This window comes from Neisseria sp. P0020.S003, assembly GCF_051957095.1.
Taxonomy (GTDB): Bacteria; Pseudomonadota; Gammaproteobacteria; order Burkholderiales; family Neisseriaceae; genus Neisseria; species Neisseria subflava.
This window is the reverse complement of the sequence record NZ_JBQCWU010000019.1, coordinates 1-19308: the sequence shown is the minus strand read 5'-3', so window position 1 is coordinate 19308 and position 19308 is coordinate 1. Positions and strand designations below refer to the sequence as shown.

Annotated in this window: 21 protein-coding genes, 1 tRNA gene and 1 pseudogene; 11 read left to right on the top strand and 12 right to left on the bottom strand. The window is 47.7% G+C overall.

All coding sequences use genetic code 11. From position 1 onward, the window contains the following. Positions 1 to 12: 12 nt before the first annotated feature. The 3 genes from cysK to dapF all read right to left on the bottom strand — a co-directional run bounded on the left by cysK (position 13) and on the right by dapF (position 2501). The gene (cysK, locus tag ACTHTQ_RS09515) at positions 13 to 945 is read right to left on the bottom strand and encodes a cysteine synthase A (RefSeq protein ID WP_440363766.1); all 933 of its coding nucleotides are present in this window, start codon (positions 943 to 945) and stop codon (positions 13 to 15) included. Between the two features lie 105 nt (positions 946 to 1050). Continuing rightward, positions 1051 to 1653: a hypothetical protein gene (locus ACTHTQ_RS09510; RefSeq protein WP_440363765.1), complete on the bottom strand. Its 603-nt coding sequence runs from the start codon at positions 1651 to 1653 to the stop codon at positions 1051 to 1053. After that, positions 1650 to 2501, bottom strand: a complete 852-nt coding sequence (gene dapF / locus ACTHTQ_RS09505; RefSeq protein WP_440363764.1) for a diaminopimelate epimerase — start codon at positions 2499 to 2501, stop codon at positions 1650 to 1652. The genes ACTHTQ_RS09510 and dapF overlap by 4 nt, the downstream gene beginning before the upstream one ends. 180 nt (positions 2502 to 2681) lie before the next feature. On the opposite strand from dapF, the gene ACTHTQ_RS09500 reads away from it, so the two are divergent. Continuing rightward, the gene (locus ACTHTQ_RS09500; RefSeq protein WP_440363763.1) at positions 2682 to 3173 is read left to right on the top strand and encodes a NemA protein; all 492 of its coding nucleotides are present in this window, start codon (positions 2682 to 2684) and stop codon (positions 3171 to 3173) included. Positions 3174 to 3312: 139 nt separating this feature from the next. Further along, positions 3313 to 3388 (top strand) — tRNA-Asn (locus tag ACTHTQ_RS09495). Between the two features lie 261 nt (positions 3389 to 3649). On the opposite strand, the gene ACTHTQ_RS09490 is transcribed toward ACTHTQ_RS09495, so the two are convergent. The 3 genes from ACTHTQ_RS09490 to dnaX all read right to left on the bottom strand — a co-directional run bounded on the left by ACTHTQ_RS09490 (position 3650) and on the right by dnaX (position 6830). Further along, complete coding sequence (locus ACTHTQ_RS09490) at positions 3650 to 4216, bottom strand: hypothetical protein (protein WP_128581496.1); 567 nt, start codon at positions 4214 to 4216, stop codon at positions 3650 to 3652. 187 nt (positions 4217 to 4403) lie between these two features. After that, on the bottom strand, positions 4404 to 4739 hold the full coding sequence (locus ACTHTQ_RS09485; RefSeq protein ID WP_003678854.1) for a YbaB/EbfC family nucleoid-associated protein: 336 nt from the start codon (positions 4737 to 4739) through the stop codon (positions 4404 to 4406). 90 nt (positions 4740 to 4829) lie between these two features. Continuing rightward, positions 4830 to 6830 (bottom strand): DNA polymerase III subunit gamma/tau, encoded by a 2001-nt coding sequence (dnaX, locus tag ACTHTQ_RS09480; protein WP_440363762.1) that lies wholly within the window; start codon positions 6828 to 6830, stop codon positions 4830 to 4832. A 198-nt stretch (positions 6831 to 7028) separates the two neighbouring features. Between dnaX and ACTHTQ_RS09475 the strand changes: the two genes are divergently transcribed. Beyond that, positions 7029 to 7742 carry an aldose epimerase family protein gene (locus ACTHTQ_RS09475; protein WP_440363761.1) on the top strand — a complete coding sequence of 238 codons (714 nt, stop codon included), beginning with the start codon at positions 7029 to 7031 and terminating at the stop codon, positions 7740 to 7742. Positions 7743 to 7802: 60 nt separating this feature from the next. Here ACTHTQ_RS09475 and mltB read toward each other — a convergent pair whose 3' ends face one another. The 5 genes from mltB to rpsF form a co-directional block, all read right to left on the bottom strand. Beyond that, positions 7803 to 8882 (bottom strand): lytic murein transglycosylase B, encoded by a 1080-nt coding sequence (mltB, locus tag ACTHTQ_RS09470; RefSeq protein WP_440363760.1) that lies wholly within the window; start codon positions 8880 to 8882, stop codon positions 7803 to 7805. A 208-nt stretch (positions 8883 to 9090) separates the two neighbouring features. Beyond that, a complete protein-coding gene (gene rplI, locus ACTHTQ_RS09465; protein WP_003678862.1) occupies positions 9091 to 9543 on the bottom strand; it encodes a 50S ribosomal protein L9 in 453 nt (150 codons plus the stop codon). A gap of 16 nt (positions 9544 to 9559) precedes the next feature. Next, complete coding sequence (gene rpsR, locus ACTHTQ_RS09460; RefSeq protein WP_003678863.1) at positions 9560 to 9790, bottom strand: 30S ribosomal protein S18; 231 nt, start codon at positions 9788 to 9790, stop codon at positions 9560 to 9562. Between the two features lie 6 nt (positions 9791 to 9796). Further along, positions 9797 to 10099, bottom strand: coding sequence for a primosomal replication protein N (gene priB, locus ACTHTQ_RS09455; protein ID WP_193699280.1), 303 nt, complete (start codon positions 10097 to 10099; stop codon positions 9797 to 9799). Next, positions 10096 to 10467, bottom strand: coding sequence for a 30S ribosomal protein S6 (gene rpsF, locus ACTHTQ_RS09450; protein WP_003686150.1), 372 nt, complete (start codon positions 10465 to 10467; stop codon positions 10096 to 10098). Before rpsF ends, priB begins: the two co-directional genes overlap by 4 nt. Positions 10468 to 10711: 244 nt before the next feature. On the opposite strand from rpsF, the gene hscA reads away from it, so the two are divergent. From hscA to fdx, 4 genes are all read left to right on the top strand, one after another. Then, a complete protein-coding gene (gene hscA, locus ACTHTQ_RS09445) occupies positions 10712 to 12571 on the top strand; it encodes a Fe-S protein assembly chaperone HscA (RefSeq protein WP_154954277.1) in 1860 nt (619 codons plus the stop codon). Between the two features lie 82 nt (positions 12572 to 12653). Next, positions 12654 to 13283 (top strand): GIY-YIG nuclease family protein, encoded by a 630-nt coding sequence (locus ACTHTQ_RS09440; RefSeq protein ID WP_070748906.1) that lies wholly within the window; start codon positions 12654 to 12656, stop codon positions 13281 to 13283. Further along, positions 13280 to 13642: a TIGR02328 family protein gene (locus tag ACTHTQ_RS09435; protein ID WP_003686166.1), complete on the top strand. Its 363-nt coding sequence runs from the start codon at positions 13280 to 13282 to the stop codon at positions 13640 to 13642. The genes ACTHTQ_RS09440 and ACTHTQ_RS09435 overlap by 4 nt, the downstream gene beginning before the upstream one ends. A 92-nt stretch (positions 13643 to 13734) precedes the next feature. Continuing rightward, positions 13735 to 14076, top strand: coding sequence for an ISC system 2Fe-2S type ferredoxin (gene fdx / locus ACTHTQ_RS09430; RefSeq protein ID WP_440363759.1), 342 nt, complete (start codon positions 13735 to 13737; stop codon positions 14074 to 14076). Between the two features lie 76 nt (positions 14077 to 14152). Here the strand turns inward: fdx and ACTHTQ_RS09425 are convergent, their stop codons facing one another. Then, on the bottom strand, positions 14153 to 14773 hold the full coding sequence (locus ACTHTQ_RS09425; RefSeq protein ID WP_440363758.1) for a hypothetical protein: 621 nt from the start codon (positions 14771 to 14773) through the stop codon (positions 14153 to 14155). A gap of 314 nt (positions 14774 to 15087) precedes the next feature. Between ACTHTQ_RS09425 and iscX the strand changes: the two genes are divergently transcribed. The 4 genes and pseudogenes from iscX to ACTHTQ_RS09405 all read left to right on the top strand — a co-directional run. After that, positions 15088 to 15285, top strand: coding sequence for a Fe-S cluster assembly protein IscX (gene iscX / locus ACTHTQ_RS09420; protein WP_003682097.1), 198 nt, complete (start codon positions 15088 to 15090; stop codon positions 15283 to 15285). A gap of 169 nt (positions 15286 to 15454) precedes the next feature. Continuing rightward, positions 15455 to 16336, top strand: coding sequence for a methylenetetrahydrofolate reductase (gene metF, locus ACTHTQ_RS09415; protein WP_003683046.1), 882 nt, complete (start codon positions 15455 to 15457; stop codon positions 16334 to 16336). Between the two features lie 89 nt (positions 16337 to 16425). Beyond that, positions 16426 to 18702 carry a 5-methyltetrahydropteroyltriglutamate--homocysteine S-methyltransferase gene (gene metE / locus ACTHTQ_RS09410; RefSeq protein ID WP_440363757.1) on the top strand — a complete coding sequence of 759 codons (2277 nt, stop codon included), beginning with the start codon at positions 16426 to 16428 and terminating at the stop codon, positions 18700 to 18702. Positions 18703 to 18823: 121 nt separating this feature from the next. Then, positions 18824 to 19308 (top strand): annotated as a pseudogene (locus ACTHTQ_RS09405) (IS481 family transposase); the annotation flags it as partial.

Below are 19308 nucleotides of genomic sequence, written 5' to 3'. Positions count from 1 at the left end.
AACAATCCTATATTATGTCAAATCGGCAAACAGAGGCGTAGAAAGATAGCGTTCGCCATACGATGGCAACAAGACAACAATCAGCTTGCCTTCGTTTTCAGGTTTTTTAGCCAGTTGCAATGCGCTCCATACTGCGGCACCGGAAGAAATACCTACCAGAATGCCCTCTTTCTCAGCCATAGCGCGCGCAGTTTCAAACGCTGCTTCGTTAGGTGCTTTGACAATGCTGTCGTAAATAGTCGTATTCAAAACGCTGGGGATAAAGCCTGCGCCCAAACCTTGAATCGGATGCGGGCCTTTTTCACCACCACTCAATACCGGGGAAGCTTCAGGCTCAACAGCCACGATTTGAACTTCGGGTTTGTGTTTTTTCAATACTTCACCTACGCCGGTAATCGTGCCGCCTGTACCCACACCGGCCACGAAAATATCAACTTGGCCGTCTGTATCACGCCAAATTTCTTCGGCAGTAGTTTTGCGGTGAACTTCAGGATTGGCCTCGTTATCAAATTGGCGCGGCATAAAGTAAGTATCTGGATGTTCGTCCACCAAAGACTGGGCTTTAGCGATAGCGCCTGCCATACCTTCGGCAGCCGGTGTCAAAATCAGCTCTGCACCGAATGCACGCAGCAGCATTTTGCGTTCTTTACTCATGCTTTCAGGCATAGTAATCGCCAATTTATAACCGCGGGCCGCACATACCATTGCCAAACCGATACCGGTATTGCCGCTGGTCGCCTCAACGATAACGGTATCTTTATTGATTTTACCGGCTTGCTCCGCCGCTTCAATCATGGCTTCGGCAATACGGTCTTTCACGCTGCTGCCCGGATTGAAAAATTCAAGTTTAACAGCGATTTGCGCTTTCAAACCCTCGGTCAGACGGTTCAATTTCACCAAAGGGGTGTTGCCGATCAGCTCGGTAATATTATTTGCAATTTTCATTTCCTGCTCCAGATTTAGATGTGATATAGCCTGCATATTAAACTCAGGCCGTCTGAAAAACCAATATCGAAAATTTCTTTCATTATAACTTTTAGTTTGGATAAATTAATATCCGCCCCGTTCAAAAATCAAAGCCATGGCAACCACAGCCTGCATGATAACCGCAACCAGCCAACCCATTTGCAGCTGAGTCGTACTAAACAAAGCCGCCGACTGCTTGCACACGACCACGCGGTGCAGATAAAACACCAGCATCAACACGCCCTGCAAAACAAACCAATAAATCGGTTTCAAGGCATAAATTTTCAACAAGGCCGCCCATGCAAAAACCGCACCTGCCAATGGCAAGATGAAATAAACCACGCCTGCCAAGAAAACAAAAGCCAAAGTCATGACGACATTGGAAACCGCAAATAAGGTCAAACCGGCATATTCGCCTGCCGACCAAAACTTTTTGTCTTCCGTTTTACTGCAGTCATCAATAAAGAAGAAAATACTGGCGATTGTCAGATAAAAATGAGGGATGAACAAAGGGCCTGTATGCGTAAAGCCCCACATTCCGGGCAACAAGCGCGCGCCCAGTGCCGAAATCCCCAGCCACAACAACACCGCAGCCCAAAGCCATTGAAACCGCTGCGCGCGAAAAATAAACGCCAACGATACCGCAGCATACGCGACGGCAAACCAAAAATCCAAAGAAACCATCATGAATACTGCAACTCGCCTTCAAAAACGGTTTCAGCAGGGCCGGTCATTTGCACATCGCCACCTTCTTCCCAACTGATAAACAATTCGCCGCCAGGCAGAGTAACACGCACAGGCACACCCGATTTTAGCAAGCCATTGCGCACACCGGCCACCACAGCCGCACACGCTCCGGTACCGCAAGCCTGAGTTTCCCCCACTCCGCGTTCAAACACGCGCAAGCGGACTGACAATTCATCTTCAATCTGCAAAAAGCCGACATTGACCCGTTCAGGGAACTGCTCGTGTGATTCAATCGCGCTGCCCCAATGCTCCACCGGTGCGGTTTCAACATCATCAACCAAAATCACCGCATGCGGATTGCCCATATTCACGCAGCTTACCGGTACAGATTCCAAACCGACCAAGACAATATGTGTCAGCGCATCTTTATTTTCACCATGTGCAGGCACAAACGGAATTTCAGACGGCATGAAACGCGGTTTACCCATATTGACAGTAACCAAACCGTTATCCAACAGCTTCGGCACAATAATCCCTTTAGCCGTTTCGACCAAAATTTCCGTTTTATCCGTCAAACCCTTATCCGCGACAAAACGCGCAAAACAACGCGCGCCATTGCCGCACTGCTCTACTTCCCGGCCATCGGCATTGAAAATGCGGTACCGAAAATCGACCGCATCAGAAGAAGGCTTCTCCACTACCAAAAACTGATCAAAACCCACGCCGCGATAACGGTCCGCCCATTGGGCAAGCGGCGCGGCCAACGGATCAAAGTCCTGATTGATGGCATTGACCACCATAAAATCATTGCCCAAGCCGTGCATCTTCGTAAATTTCAAAGTTTTCATTATTCATTCACATTCTTATTAAATCATTATTTCGGCACATTCTACACCAGAATGATATATCCGTTTCTATCTTGTTTTTCAGACGGCCTTGCGCCCTTTTACCAATACTAACACCAGCCACACCGCAAAAATACTATACTTCCCACATTACAAACATTTCTTATTACAAGGATACACATTATGAAAAAAGTTCTCTTGCCTGCCCTTTTGGCCGCTTCACTCAGCGCATGTACAGTCGGTACACCTGGCGTTTCCGTCGGCTTAGGCGTCGGTACCAGCATCGGCCGCCATGTCGGCTTGGGTACATCCATCAACATCCCTGTCGGCTTGGATAAAACCAAAACCACCAAAGATACGGATCCAGACGGCATCCGTATCTCAGAAGAACAAATCGTGACCTATTTTGATGCACACGGCACACCCAGCAATAGCGCAGTCAAAGGCGGCTTCCATCGCCAACTGATCAGCAAACGCAACAATGAATACGTCGTCCAAGACTTTTACAGCGACAACAGCCAAAAACGCACAGACCCCTACGTCCTCAGCCGCAACCAGCTGATGCAGTTCCGCGCCACGCCAAGCAACGGCTCGTTAACCACTTACGCCTACAACGGCACGGTAATGCAGCAGCAAGTGTTCCAAAACGGCAAATTGGTTAACGCCAAATACTAAAGGCCGTCTGAAACGGCTGGGAAGCATGTGAAACTTGATTACAAAATATTTTTAACATTCAAATATTTGAAATATTTTGCACCATTTTCTTGAAAATATTGATTGACACATTTTTTCCAGCCATTATAATACGCCCCATTCCCCGATAGCTCAGTCGGTAGAGCGACGGACTGTTAATCCGCAGGTCCCTGGTTCGAGCCCAGGTCGGGGAGCCAAATTTAAAAAGCCTGAACTTCTGTTCAGGCTTTTTTACATCAATAAGGAACGATTGTTCTTTTCCAAAGAAAACCCTGAATCCCCATGAGACCTTTGCAAAGGTCTCTATCCGCCAAACGGGCACGCCTTTCGTCCTACCCACTTCGTCTGGCGAACAGGTACAAACAGCCCGAAACCTTTTTTCAGTCAGGTTTCAGGCTGTTTCGTTTTTTGAATGAACGACATTTTTTCAGACGGCCTTGTCCATCAAGCTTGGTACATCATTTCACACACGGATTGTCTAAAACGACCGAGACATTGCGTTCGGCTTTGTTCATATACGTCATGCGGATTTTCTTGCCTTTAAATTCTGCTTCGACGACGGATTCCAGCGTGGCAACATCTTGGAGGAAGCCGAATTTTTTGTCGTTTGCAGCAATGAATTTGACAGGTTTGTCGCGGAACAGCGAGTAGAACGACACGCCTTTATTATCTGCTGTCACGGCGCATTGCGTTTTGCTGTCGGTGGCGATGACGGAGGAAAGCGTATGGGGCTTGTGGGTACGGTCGGCGAAGGTGGTGTAGGAATCATACGACCCGAAGCTAGTCCTTAATACGAAGGTATTGCCAAGCCACTTATGGCTAGTCCTGTCTTCGGGAAGATTTTTCTCGATGGCTTTTTTGCCTGCAAAGAAAGAGCATTCTTTGGTTTTGTGGTTGCAGACTTTTTTAACGCTGAACTGTTTATCCGGAGAAATAATGACAGTTTCGGCGGCAAAGCTGTTTGCGCTTGCTGCAGCGAATATACAGCTTAAAAGAAGTGAGCGGATGGAAAGGGACGGTTTCATTTTGTTTGGTGTATCGATTGGTTTTTAATATTGATTGAGCGGATTTGAATGCAATAAACACTCAATATACCTGCGGCGGAATAACTGCTGATATGTTGATTTCAATCTGCAAAACAGATAATACGAAGGTCGTCTGAAACTGATTTTTGGCGTTTCAGACGACCTTTGTTTGCTTTGCTGCGCGGGTTTAGCGGAAGAAATCGCCCATGCCTGCCGGCAGGCCTTGGGTAAACGCACCCATGGTTTTATTGGTCGTTTCTTCGGCTTTTTCAGAAGCGGCATTGATGGCGGCCAATACCAAATCTTCCAGCATTTCTTTGTCGTCAGCGGCTTCTTGAATCAAATCAGGGCTGATTTCAAGTTTGCGGACAACGTGCGAACACGTCATCACAACTTTTACCAAACCATTGCCTGCTTCACCTTCAACTTCGGTTTCAGCCAGCTTGGCTTGTGCTTTTTTCATGTTTTCCTGCATTTGTTGAGCCTGCTTCATCAGGCCGCCTAATCCGGCTTTTCCGAACATGTTTTACTCCTATGGGTTTGAATAAATGGGTTTCACTCATGCCGTCTGAAAAACGCTATTGCCTTTCAGACGGCCTTGTATGTCAGTATTTTAAGAATGCCCTGCCAACTCTAAAGAATCCGGCAGCCATTGCGCTTCAAAGGTTTGCAAGATTGTCTGCGCCGTTGTATCCGCTTCCAGCAAATCTTGCGCCTGCTGCCGCCCTTCTTCTTGAATACGTTTGCGGCGCATCACCGGCGTTTCCCAGCCTTTATCATCCTGCCAAGGCTCAGTTTGCAGCCTTAAATTGCCAAGATGGTAGGCCTCGCTCAACGTCTGGCAGATTTTGTCCAAGCGCTCTTTATTGGCAGTGGCTTTGGCTTCATCCGTCAACGACAGCATGATTAATCCTGCTTCCGCATCATAACTCGTCCATGCCGCATTTTGCGCCAACATCTGCGCCGCGCCTAATTTACGGGCAAAGCGTTCGATGATACTGTGCCAATTCTCTGTTCCAAACTCAGGCAAAGGAGCGAACTGAAGCTCTTCTTCATCTCCCTCCTCTTCTTCAGGCTCAGCAGACGCAACCGGCTCCGGTACTTCCATCACATCAGCACGATGCGAATCTTCATATGTATATGCTTCATCAAAATACGGAGGCGGAATTTCCTCATCCATGTGCGGATATTCTTCCGGCTCAGTGGCCGTCTGAATTTTTGCAACAGGCAATGTCTTCGCAGTTTCTTGTATCTGCGCCGTTTGTGTTTGAGGCGTTTCGTCCGATACTTGGCTCGGCATTTCCTCCCAAGGCGGCACATCCACCTGTTGTTGAGCAGACCGAATAGTTTCTTCAGACGGCCTTTCAACGATATCCTGTTTGCTCGGAACAGCCTCTTTCTCAACCGCCGGTGCTGCTATCGGCTCAGATTTCGGCAGCTGAAAAGGCTTTTTTTCGGCCTCAGCTTTCTGATGGTCGGAATGCAAATCCGTGTGTTCAATCTGACTTTGCGTATCGCAACCCGAAGCAGCCAACGGCGCAAATGCAAGCATGCGTAAAAGCGTCATGACAAAACCGGCATACTCGTCCGGAGCCAGCGGCAAATCCTGTTTGCCATGAATAGCACATTGATAATAAAGCTGAATCTGCTCGCCACTCAAAGCCTGACTTAATCGCAGCAAAGTTTCACGTTCAGGGTCGTCATTTGGCAAGGCAGAAGGAATGGTTTGAATCAAAGCCAAACGTTGCAACAGCATGGCCAATTCTGCCAATGCGCTGTCAAAACCAATCGCTCTGGCAGACATTTCCTGAGCTTTTTCCAGCAAGGCCTCACCGTTTTGATTAATGATTCCTTCAAGCAACTCAAACAAGTATTGTTTATCGACCGCTCCGATCATCTGGCGGACATCTTGTTCGGCAACTTTACCCGAACCCATGGCAATCGCCTGATCCAAAAGGCTCAACGCATCACGCATCGAACCGGCGGCGGCACGTCCTAAAAGCTGCAAAGCCTGCGGCTGATAAGGAACGTTTTCACGATCCAAGACATGTGCCAAATGCTCGGCAACCTGCTGGGTTGTCATGTTGCGCAAAACAAACTGCAGACAACGGCTCAATACGGTAATGGGGACTTTGTGCGGATCGGTGGTCGCCAAAATGAATTTAACGTGTTCAGGCGGTTCTTCCAAAGTCTTCAGCATGGCATTGAACGCGCTTTTGGAAAGCATATGCACTTCGTCGATGATATAGACTTTGTATTTACCCGCAGTCGGCGCGTATTGCGCGTTTTCCAACACTTCGCGGATATTGTCGATACCGGTATTCGATGCCGCGTCGATTTCCAATAAATCCACATAACGGCCGCTGTCGATTTGCGTACAGCTTTCACACTGACCGCATGGCTCGCCATGCACGGCATTTTCGCAGTTCAAGCTCTTGGCCAAAATCCTGGCAATCGTGGTCTTGCCCACACCGCGCGTTCCTGTCAGCAGATAGGCATGGTGCAGACGGCCTTCGTCCAGCGCGTTGCGTAGGGCTTTGACGACGTGTTCCTGACCGACCAAATCGGCAAAGGTTTTCGGACGCCATTTTCGTGCAAGAACTTGATAAGCCATGTTGTTTCTCTACGGGAAATAAATAGGAAGGCCGTCTGAAAAGAATTATCCGCTCTTCAGACGGCCTCAGAAAATGGCATATATTCTAGCATTTTTTTGATTTTTATTAAGGATTTTCTATCAAGCTGGCAGCGACAGCATGTCATCGCAATGTTAGAATGCTACACAAATGATAAACAATTTGAAGCTCAAATCATTATGCCCGAAATCATACTACGCAACCAATCAGCCACTATGCAAGTCAATACAATGGGCGGATACATTGATTCTCTGATTTTAAAAGGACGGGAAGTCTTATTTCCGAAAACCAGCGTTCAAGTGGGCGATGACACAAAATTACGCGGCGGCATGCACGTCTGCTTACCCCAATTCGGACCGGACAGCAAAAATCATCTGGCCCAACATGGTTTCGGCAGAACTTCAGACTGGGAAATCCGCCATCAAAATGAATCGGATATCGGCTTGAAATTAATCAGTACAGAAAAAGGCTATGAACACGTCGAATGGTTGCTCGATTACAGCCTGCCTAACGAAAATGAAGCCATCGCCATCCTAACCGTCTGCAATTACGGCGAATCGCCCGTCCGCACATCCCCAGGATTCCACCCCTACTTTACCGCCGCCGGCACACAATTTGATTTCAACGGTGCACCATACGATGTCGACTATATCTCCCATACCGAATTTGTTTCCTCCAATCAAGATGCACACGTTGCATTTGACGGCTTGAAACTGGATATCTGCACCCACAATCTGCCTGTGTACGCCCTCTGGAGCGATCGAAACGGCCAATATACTTGTGCAGAGCCAACCGCAGAAGGCAATGCATTTTTATCCCCTGCACGAGGCGGACAGTTTGTTTCAGGGCACAGCAAAAAACGTTACGCCATGAAAATCAGACTGATGGCTTAAAATGTTCTGTAAAAGCCCCAAATACTTAAAAACCACCCCAAAGGGTGGTTTTCTTATGGCTTACAGGCCATTGTTATTGATTGCATTCGCAATATCGCGTACCGCTGTTACATACATACGGCTGTGGTTGTATTGCCATACAGTGTAGAAGTTATTCAGGCCCAAATAGTATTCAAATACGCCCGGACTGGTTTCCAAAGCATACAACACAGCCTTTTCATTATCCGCAACAGCAGCTTGAGGCACCACACCCAAAGCTTTGAAATCTGCGACAGTGCGTGTCAAAGCTGTTTTCTCATCGATAATCGCCTGCAAGTGCGGAGTAATCGTCAGACTTACCGGCACAACCATCTTACCGCCGGGCTGCCAGCCATGCTGTTTCATATAATTGGCGACAGAAGCCGCCACATCGCCAACATTATTCCAAATATCGCGATGACCATCACCATCATAGTCCACCGCCCATTTACGGTAGCTTGAAGGCATAAATTGCGGCATACCCATCGCGCCGGCATAGCTGCCTTTGAAGTCAAAGATATTTTCTTTTTCTTCTTTTGCCATCAGCAAAAGTTCGCTCAATTCATTTTGGAAGAACTCAGCACGGCGTGGATAATCAAAGGCTAATGTACTCAAGGCATCGGCAACGCGGAAGCTGCCCGTATTTTTGCCGTAATTGGTTTCAATACCGAGAATCGCCACAATCAATTCGGCAGGCACGCCGTATTTGCGTGCCACATCATCAATTACGGCACGGTTTGCCGCATAGAATTGTCTGCCGCCGTTAAATTTGGCTACACCGGAGTTACCAGTACGGAATTCATACCAAGGACGCGAAGTGCTTGGACGGTACATAATGGTAATGATATTGCCTTTATACACCACGCCATTAAAGAAATTACGCAACTCTTCCGCACTGAACCGGCGGTTTTTTACTTCATATTGGATAAACTGCTGAACGTTGACGTTTTCATTAAAGCCGCTGCTGGCAACAGATTCAGCGGCAGCATCAAATACAGGGCGTTTTGCAGAGGAAACAGGCTCAACCGGTTTTGCCGTATCAACAGCAGGCTTTTGCGGGGTACTACATGAAGCTAGAGCCAAAGCAGCCAGACCCATCCCAAAGATTTTGATTTTATTCATAAATAATCTCTTTATTAAATACTATGATAAATCCGAATACGAAAGAATATTCGTCCAACACATCATCTCTCTATGCCAACTGCCATACTTTTTAATCAGCCAAAAAATATAGAAACTCGGCACCAATTTGCTTCGGCTCAAGCACATAGACAAGGCCGTCTGAAATCCAAGGAAACCCTTGATTTTCAGACGGCCTTGAATGAATCAATTACTCAGCGGCTGCAACAACAGCAACGGTAATTTTAGCAACAGCATCAGTATGCAGAGCCACTTCCACTTCGTATTCGCCAACAGCTTTCAAAGGACCGTTAGGCAGACGTACGTTTGCTTTAGCAGCTTGGATACCGGCAGCAACAATCGCTTCAGCGATGTCAGCATTGGTAACAGAACCGAACAGACGACCATCAACACCGGCTTTTTGAGCAACAGTAATGGTTTGGCCTTCCAGTTTTTCTTGACGTGCTTTAGCATCAGCCAAGATTTCAGCTTGTTTGGCTTCCAATTCAGCGCGGCGTGCTTCGAATTCTTTCATGTTAGCTTCGGTTGCACGTTTTGCTTTACCGGCAGGGATCAGGAAGTTGCGTGCGTAACCGTTTTTAACGGTAACGATGTCACCCAAGTTACCCAGACCGCCGATTTTTTCTAACAGAATAATTTGCATGATTTAAACTCCAAAATTATTTGTGTTGATCGGTGTAAGGCAACAGAGCCAGGAAACGAGCACGTTTCACAGCAGTAGCCAACTGACGTTGGTAGTGTGCTTTAGTACCAGTAATGCGGGCAGGGATGATTTTGCCGTTTTCAGAGATGAAGTCTTTCAACAAATCAACTTGTTTGTAATCAACTTCTTGGATTTTTTCAGCCGTAAAGCGGCAGAATTTTCTACGTTTGAATGATTGACGAGCCATTGTCGTTTAACCTTTATATTCTTTAATGTTCTGTATGCGTAGTACCGGCTTGGGGAAGCGTTGGCTGCGTTGCGCCAAAAATCCTTCCGACTCGATGATAGCATCTTGCCGATACTGCCATTCCTCAGCCTGCTTACCTAAAATCCGCGCAGGAATTTCAAACTTGACCAGACATTTCTGTCCGTTTTCTTCCTGCCAAGACTCATGTTGCAACACAACATCTAAAACAGGAACTCCTGCCGGCGTATATCTCAAAGGCTGAACCTGCAAGATACGGGCGGTAAGCTTAATCAGATTGTTCAATCTTATTCGGCTGCTGCAACTTCTTCAGCTGCACCGTTCAGCAAGTTTTTTGCTTTTTCGCCGCCCAGCATTGGGGAAGCTTCAGTTACAGCGTGTTTTGTTTTGATGGTCAGGTGACGCAGTACGGCATCATTGAAGCGGAAAGCAGTTTCCAGCTCTTCAACCACTTCAGGAGTAGTTTCGATATTCATCAAAACATAGTGTGCTTTGTGGATTTTATTGATTGGGTAAGCCAATTGACGACGGCCCCAGTCTTCCAAACGGTGGATTTTACCGCTGGCTTCAGTAATCATGGTTTTGTAACGTTCAACCATAGCAGGCACTTGCTCGCTTTGATCAGGATGAACGATAAACACGATCTCGTAATGACGCATGTTATCTCCTTATGGATGATTAAAAACAGCCTTTCACCATGCGAAGTAAAAGGCAAGGCAAAGAGGCTGAATTTTATCCGCATTTCTTAAAAAATACAAGTCTGAATTCAAAATCCACTTTCTTTTCAATTAAAAAACAACATTAGGCCTTATGGTTATTTCCTAGCAAACCACTCAACTATCTGCCAAAAATCTGCTAAAATCTGCCCATCCTAATAAATACAGTATCAGAAGGCACACAATCATGGCTCTTTTGCAGATTTCAGAACCCGGCATGTCCGCCGCCCCCCATCAACACCGCCTCGCCGTAGGCATTGATTTAGGTACAACCAACAGCTTGGTTGCCACAGTCCGCAGCGGCAGCGCAGTCTGCCTGCCCGATTCAGACGGCCGCGCCACCCTGCCTTCGGTTGTCCGTTATTTGGATGGCGAAGTTGAAGTCGGCAAAAACGCCCTTTCTGCCCAAAAAACCGATCCTCTAAATACAGTCAGCTCCGCCAAACGCCTGATTGGCCGCACCCTTACCGACCTCGCACAAGAGGCGCAATACCTGCCCTACCGGTTCACGCCCAATGAGCGCGTAGTCGAGTTAAACACCCGTCAAGGTGCGAAAACACCTATCGAAGTATCGGCAGAAATCCTCAAAGCCCTCAAATTGCGCGCCGAAGAAACATTGGGCGGTGATTTGGTTGGTGCCGTCATTACCGTTCCCGCCTATTTCGACGATGCCCAACGGCAAGCCACCAAAGATGCCGCGCGCTTGGCAGGCTTGAATGTCTTGCGCCTCCTTAACGAACCGACTGCCGCCGCGATTGCCTACGGACTGGACAACGCCTCAGAAGGCACGTTTGTCGTTTATGACTTGGGCGGTGGCACATTCGACGTATCCGTATTGCAACTGACCAAAGGCCTGTTTGAAGTGAAAGCCACCGGCGGCAACAGCGCATTGGGTGGTGATGACTTCGACCATCGTTTGTTCTGCTACCTACTCGAACAAAACGACCTCTCCAAACTCAACGAACAAGACAGCCAGCTTCTGCTTTCCCTTGTTCGTACCGCCAAAGAAAAACTGACCACTCAAACCGAAGCCGTCATCGAAACCACACTTTCAGACGGCCATAAAGTTCATACCGTCATTACCCGCCAAGAGTTTCACAACCTGACCCAAAATCTAGTACAAAAAACCATCGAGCCCGTCAAACAGGCTTTGAAAGATGCCGGCGTAACCAAGGCAGATGTCAAAGGCGTAATTATGGTTGGTGGCTCTACCCGTATGTTGCACGTTCAACAAGCAGTTGCCACATTCTTTGGTCAAACTCCGCTGAATAACCTCAATCCTGACGAAGTGGTCGCACTCGGTGCCGCCATACAGGCAAACGTCCTTGCAGGCAACAAAACCGACGGCGAATGGCTGCTGCTGGACGTTACCCCTTTGTCGCTCGGTTTGGAAACCTACGGTGGTCTAGCCGAAAAAATTATCCCGCGCAACTCCACCATTCCTACCGCACGCGCGCAGGACTTCACCACTTTCAAAGACGGTCAAACCGCCATGACGATACACGTCGTACAAGGCGAGCGCGAACTCGTTTCCGACTGCCGCAGCCTTGCCAAATTTACCCTGCGCGGCATTCCGCCCATGGCCGCAGGCGCAGCGCGTATCCGCGTGACCTTCCAAGTTGATGCCGACGGATTGCTGTCCGTTTCAGCACAAGAACAAAGCACCGGCGTACAGGCGCAAATCGAAGTCAAACCTTCCTACGGCTTGGACGACAGCACCATTACCCAAATGCTCAAAGACAGCATGAGCAACGCTGCCGAAGACATGGCCGCACGCGCACGCGCCGAAGCCGTAGTCGAAGCTGAAAGCCTGACCGATGCCGTCAACGCCGCCCTTGAATTGGATAGAGATTTGCTGGATACCGAAGAGCTTGCACAAATCCAGCAAGACATCGCCGATTTGCAAGGTCGTCTGAAAGACGGTAAAGCCGAAGACATTCGTGCCGCCGTCGCCAAACTCAGCCACAGCACCGACAACTTCGCCGCCAAGCGCATGAACCGCAACATCCAACGTGCGTTGACTGGTCAAAGCGTTGATAATATTTGATGCCTAAACAATTTCAGACGGCCTTTGATAAAAGTCCGTCTGAAAAGATGTCATCTCACAGAAATAAAAATAAAGGACAACAATGGAAAAAGCAGGTATTGTCTACCTGATGAAAACCGTCATCAAAGGTGTATATAAGATTGGTATTACTGACGAAAATAATTTTGAAATTAGAATGCGCCATTTGGAAAACAACGGCTACGCAAACGTTGCCGGATTAGAACGCATTCTAGCCATTAAAACCGACAACTATAAAGAAAAAGAAACCTTACTTCATGAAATTTTTGGCAAAAGCCAAATAGGAGAAACTGAGCTTTTTGCAATTGATGAAAATCTTGTAAAAAGGCTTTTTCTCTCATTAAGAGGTGAAATTGTATTTCCTAAAAATGAAATAGCAGAGTTAGGTTTTGAAAAAACTGTCAAAGAACATCATCAAGAAAAAATCTTTGAAGTAAACAGAAGTGCATTTATCTCCTTTATTAAGGAAAAGCACCAACAAAATCCTTCCATATTAAGAAATCTCATCTCTTCAGAAAATGCATATAAACCCAAAAATTCCAAAGTCCGTCTATATAAAGACGAATACTTTGGGAAAAGTGGAACAAAGCTAACCACTGAAATTGAAGAGGGTCTTCACATCTATACTACGTACTCAAAAAAGGATTTGAAGATAGCTTACGAAGATTATTCAGAATTATTTAAATCACAATGAGACTCTGGCATCAAACCCTTATCCCCCTACTCCCCCGCGCCCAGCTTTTGGGGCAACACCGTGAATGCGCCGCTTTACGCGGAGCAGGCTGGGGCAGGCCGCATGCGACGGTTAATTACGTTTTTACCCATTCGCCCTACAAACTCTATCTGTATCACGCATTGATTATGAAAGAGATGGAAAGGCGCGGTTACAAACCCGATGCTTTATGGAAAGACCCGCTATATCGCGGTAAAGCCGTTGTCCCATACCATTCACACGCGGCTGAAACAGCTACTTCGCCGATTTATGCCGAACATGATGATGCTTACTTGGACGAATGTCTGAAAAATTTAAGAAATAAAGGCATCATGTTATAAACCCATTTTTCAGACGGCCTGAATATTGAATACCCAAGGCCGTCTGAAGCCGCTTTAACCACAACCACTCTTAAACAACCGAGACAATAAAAATGCCAAAAATTACCGTACTCCCACACGCGACATTATGCCCCGAAGGCGCGGTTATCGAAGATGCACCGGAAGGCCAAACCGTCCTTGACGTACTGCTCGACCACGATATCGAAGTCGATCACGCCTGCGAAAAATCATGCGCCTGCACCACCTGCCACGTGATTATCCGCAAAGGGTTTGATAGCCTGGAAGAACCGACCGAATTAGAAGAAGACCTGCTCGACCAAGCATGGGGCTTGGAAGCCGATTCTCGCTTGAGCTGTCAGGCAGTCGTTGCGGATGAAGATTTGGTCGTAGAAATTCCTAAATATACGGTCAACCACGCGCGTGAAGACCATTAAAACAAGGTTTAATGAAAAAGGCCGTCTGAAACCACAAATCTATGGTTTTCAGACGGCCTTTTGGTTATACAGCAAACTATTCGATATGAGGAAAAATAAAACGCATACGGGAAATCTGCATGGCAGCCACTTTTTGAGTGGCAGAATAATTTTCGATTTTTTCTTGAATTCTGATTTGATGCAGATTGCCGTGATGCTTAGGAGCAGATTTTTGAGGCTCGCTTGTCGCCTGCAACTCTTGCTCGGCCTTCAATGCTTCTGCCGCTTCAATCGCCGAAAGTGCAGCCTCATCCCTTACCAAACCGAAACGCTCGATGATGGCATTGGCTTCATCTATATAATGAGATTTGTCCGCGCCATTTTCCAACACCGCATCTTCAAGTACGACCGACAAATGTTTGCCGCAATTTTCGATACGCTCTGCGATACGCGAATAAACCATCCAACGTTTCAACCTCAATGCGCCTGCATCGTCATTGGGTGAAGCGGCATCCAGTTTAATCAAGCCATAGTGTTTGCCGTAATACAGACGGAACACCAGCTGCTTCAAATCCTTTGTTTCATCCAGCAGGCGATAAAATTCGCGAACCAACAACAGCAAACGGTCAAATGCGTCTGCTTTGGCCAGATACTCTGAATCATCTGAAGCAAGCGCGTAAATCAGTTTGGACAATTTGGCGTTGAGTGCGTTATTCATCATTTTTCCTTTTATTTTTACGTGATGGATTTCGTATTAAGAGCCGTTCCAGATGATTTGGTTGCATTGGGATAATGTAAATTATTCATGCGCAAACCATCATTCAAAACGGAATAAAATATATAAAATGGCAAATTCAAAGCGAATATGCCGTAGTTTTTAAGTGTCGTGCCGTATTTTAACGCAAATATGCTATTTTGTTAAAAAATACCCACATTATTTATATCCGCATCTGCAGTAAAACATTCTGGCAGTCCGCCTGCTTCTTGATTAAAATAATTACCAATAGCCCAAACCCAAAAAAGGAACACATCATGAAATGGACAGATACCCAACGCATCGCTGAAGAACTCTACGACCTACACGGCGACAGCATCGATCCGAAAACCGTACGCTTTACCCAACTGCGTGATTTGATTATGGCTTTACCTGAATTTGACGATGACCCAGCACGTTGCGGCGAGCGTATTCTCGAAGCCGTGCAACAAGCATGGATAGACGAAGCAGAATAAGCTTTCTTCCATTACATCAAACAAGACCTTAGGCAGTTTTTTAGACGGCCTGAGGTCTTTATTAAATCTATTCATACAATTTCGGAAAATTTCGAAATTGACTCATACTGACCTCAAATTTATTATGCAGTCTGACAATAAATAAAAGATATGCAGAAGGTGCATAAGCATGAATCACGCTAGAGAAATTAACGCATTAAATCACAGCCTTTCCGATTTGAAAGGCGACATCAACGTTTCATTCGAATTTTTCCCGCCGAAAAACGAACAAATGGAAACCATGTTATGGGATTCCATCCATCGCCTGCAAACCTTGCACCCGAAATTTGTTTCCGTAACTTACGGTGCAAACTCAGGCGAACGCGACCGCACACACGGCATTGTTAAACGCATCAAACAAGAAACCGGCCTTGAAGCCGCCCCTCACTTGACCGGTATCGATGCCAGCCCTGACGAGTTGCGTCAAATTGCCAAAGACTATTGGGACAGCGGTATCCGCCGCATCGTTGCCCTGCGTGGCGACGAGCCGCCCGGCTACGAGAAAAAACCTTTCTATGCCGAAGATTTGGTCAAACTGTTGCGCTCCGTTGCCGACTTCGACATTTCCGTAGCGGCCTATCCTGAGGTACACCCAGAAGCCAAATCTGCTCAAGCAGACTTGATCAATCTGAAACGCAAAATCGATGCGGGTGCAAACCACGTTATCACCCAATTCTTCTTTGACGTGGAAAGCTATCTGCGCTTCCGCGACCGTTGCGTGATGATGGGCATTGACGTTGAAATCGTTCCCGGCATCCTGCCTGTAACCAATTTCAAACAATTGGCCAAAATGGCCCAAGTGACCAACGTCAAAATCCCAAGCTGGCTGTCTAAAATGTACGAAGGTTTGGATGACGACCAAGGCACGCGCAACCTTGTTGCCGCCAGCATCGCCATCGACATGGTCAAAGTCCTCTCTCGCGAAGGTGTCAAAGACTTCCACTTCTACACCCTCAACCGCAGCGAACTGACTTACGCCATCTGCCATATTTTGGGTGTACGTCCCCGTTAATAAAACAGACGGCCTCCCCATTCTGATTTACAATATCGAACATTCAGGCCATACCGGCCTGATTAAAAATTCCAACTAGGAGAGTTAACATGACAACATTGCATTTTTCAGGCTTCCCGCGCGTCGGTGCCTTCCGCGAATTGAAATTCGCACAAGAAAAATACTGGCGCAAAGAAATCAGCGAGCAAGAATTGCTGGCTGTTGCTAAAGACTTGCGCGAGAAAAACTGGAAACACCAAGCTGCGGCTAACGCCGATTTCGTTGCTGCAGGCGATTTCACTTTCTACGACCACATCCTCGACCTGCAAGTTGCCACCGGTGCCATCCCTGCCCGTTTCGGCTTCGACAGCCAAAATCTGTCTTTGGAACAATTCTTCCAACTGGCCCGTGGTAACAAAGACCAATTCGCTATCGAAATGACCAAATGGTTCGACACCAACTACCACTACTTGGTGCCTGAATTCCACGCCGATACCGAATTCAAAGCCAACGCCAAACACTACGTTCAACAACTGCAAGAAGCCCAAGCTTTAGGCCTGAAAGCCAAACCGACCGTTGTGGGTCCGTTGACTTTCCTGTGGGTTGGTAAAGAAAAAGGCGCTGTTGAATTCGACCGTCTGAGCCTGTTGCCTAAACTGTTGCCTGTTTACGTTGAAATCCTGACTGCTTTGGTTGAAGCCGGTGCCGAGTGGATTCAAATCGACGAGCCTGCTTTGACTGTTGACCTGCCTAAAGAATGGGTAGAAGCATACAAAGACGTTTACGCTACTTTGAGCAAAGTAAGCGCCAAAATCCTGTTGAGCACTTACTTCGGTTCTGTTGCCGAACACGCTGCTTTGCTGAAATCCCTGCCTGTTGACGGCCTGCACATCGACTTGGTACGCGCCCCTGAACAACTGGACGCATTTGCCGACTACGACAAAGTTCTGTCTGCCGGCGTTATCGACGGTCGCAACATTTGGCGCGCTAACCTGAACAAAGTTTTGGAAACTGTTGAGCCTCTGCAAGCCAAACTGGGCGACCGTTTGTGGATCTCCAGCTCTTGCTCTCTGCTGCACACTCCATTTGACTTGTCAGTTGAAGAAAAACTGAAAGCTAACAAACCTGACCTGTACTCTTGGTTGGCATTTACCCTGCAAAAAACCCAAGAATTGCGCGTTCTGAAAGCTGCATTGAACGAAGGTCGTGATTCTGTTGCCGAAGAACTGGCTGCCAGCCAAGCTGCTGCCGACTCCCGTGCCAACAGCAGCGAAATCCACCGTGCAGACGTTGCCAAACGCCTGGCCGATTTGCCTGCCAACGCAGACCAACGCAAATCTCCATTTGCCGACCGTATCAAAGCGCAACAAGCATGGTTGAACTTGCCTCTGCTGCCGACTACCAACATCGGTTCTTTCCCACAAACTACCGAAATCCGCCAAGCACGCGCAGCCTTCAAAAAAGGCGAACTGTCTGCCGCCGATTACGAAGCCGCGATGAAAAAAGAAATCGCCTTGGTGGTTGAAGAGCAAGAAAAACTGGACTTGGACGTACTGGTACACGGCGAAGCCGAGCGTAACGACATGGTCGAATACTTCGGCGAACTGTTGAGCGGTTTTGCATTCACCCAATACGGCTGGGTACAAAGCTACGGCTCACGCTGCGTTAAACCACCTATCATCTTCGGTGACGTAAGCCGTCCTGAAGCCATGACCGTGGCTTGGTCTACTTACGCACAAAGCCTGACCAAACGCCCGATGAAAGGCATGTTGACCGGCCCTGTAACCATTCTGCAATGGTCTTTCGTCCGCAACGATATTCCTCGCTCTACTGTGTGCAAACAAATCGCACTGGCTCTGAACGACGAAGTATTGGATCTGGAAAAAGCCGGCATCAAAGTCATCCAAATTGACGAACCTGCCATCCGCGAAGGTCTGCCTTTGAAACGTGCCGATTGGGATGCCTACCTGAACTGGGCCGGCGAATCTTTCCGCCTGTCCTCTACCGGTTGCGAAGACAGCACCCAAATCCACACTCATATGTGCTACTCTGAGTTCAACGATATCCTGCCTGCCATCGCCGCTATGGACGCTGACGTCATCACCATCGAAACTTCACGTTCCGACATGGAGCTCTTGACTGCGTTCGGCGAGTTCAAATATCCGAACGACATCGGCCCGGGTGTTTACGACATCCACAGCCCACGCGTACCGACTGAAGCTGAAGTTGAGCATCTGTTGCGCAAAGCCATCGAGGTTGTACCGGTTGAACGTCTGTGGGTTAACCCAGACTGCGGCCTGAAAACACGTGGCTGGAAAGAAACTCTGGAACAACTCCAAGTGATGATGAACGTAACCCGCAAACTGCGTGCCGAACTGGCTAAATAATGTGAGTTAGATGAAAGGCCGTCTGAAAATTTTCAGACGGCCTTTTTTCTTTATCGATATTTAGACCAGCGTGTAGAAACTAGTAGCATTGTTTACAGTATTTCCAGGAGAATACTGAAACATGAACATGCACAAAAACACCCGTCTCACCCCGCACCACCGCCAAGCCATTTGGCTGGCCTACACGCAGGGGAAAGAGAGCGTCACCTCCCTGGCACGCCGCTACCAAGTCAGCCGCGTCACCATTTACCGCGCACTTAAAGCCGCAAGGGGCAGACTGCTCAAACCCCAAACCAGTACCAACAACTGTTTCAAACAGGCAAAGTACGGAATGAAACGCCCGGCCAAGGTAGAACGCGGCATTCAGGAAAAGCTTAAAAGGCAGGCCAAACGCTACAATAAATCCTACCCCGGAGAGCTGGTACATCTCGATACCAAACGGCTGCTGCTGCTCAAAGGGCAGAAAGCCACCGATAAGTGGGATTACCTGTTTGTCGCCATCGACGATTTCTCAAGGGAGCTATACGCCGCCATCCTGCCGGACAAAACCGCAGACAGTGCCGCCAAGTTTCTGACCGAACACCTGATTGATCCTTGCCCCTACCT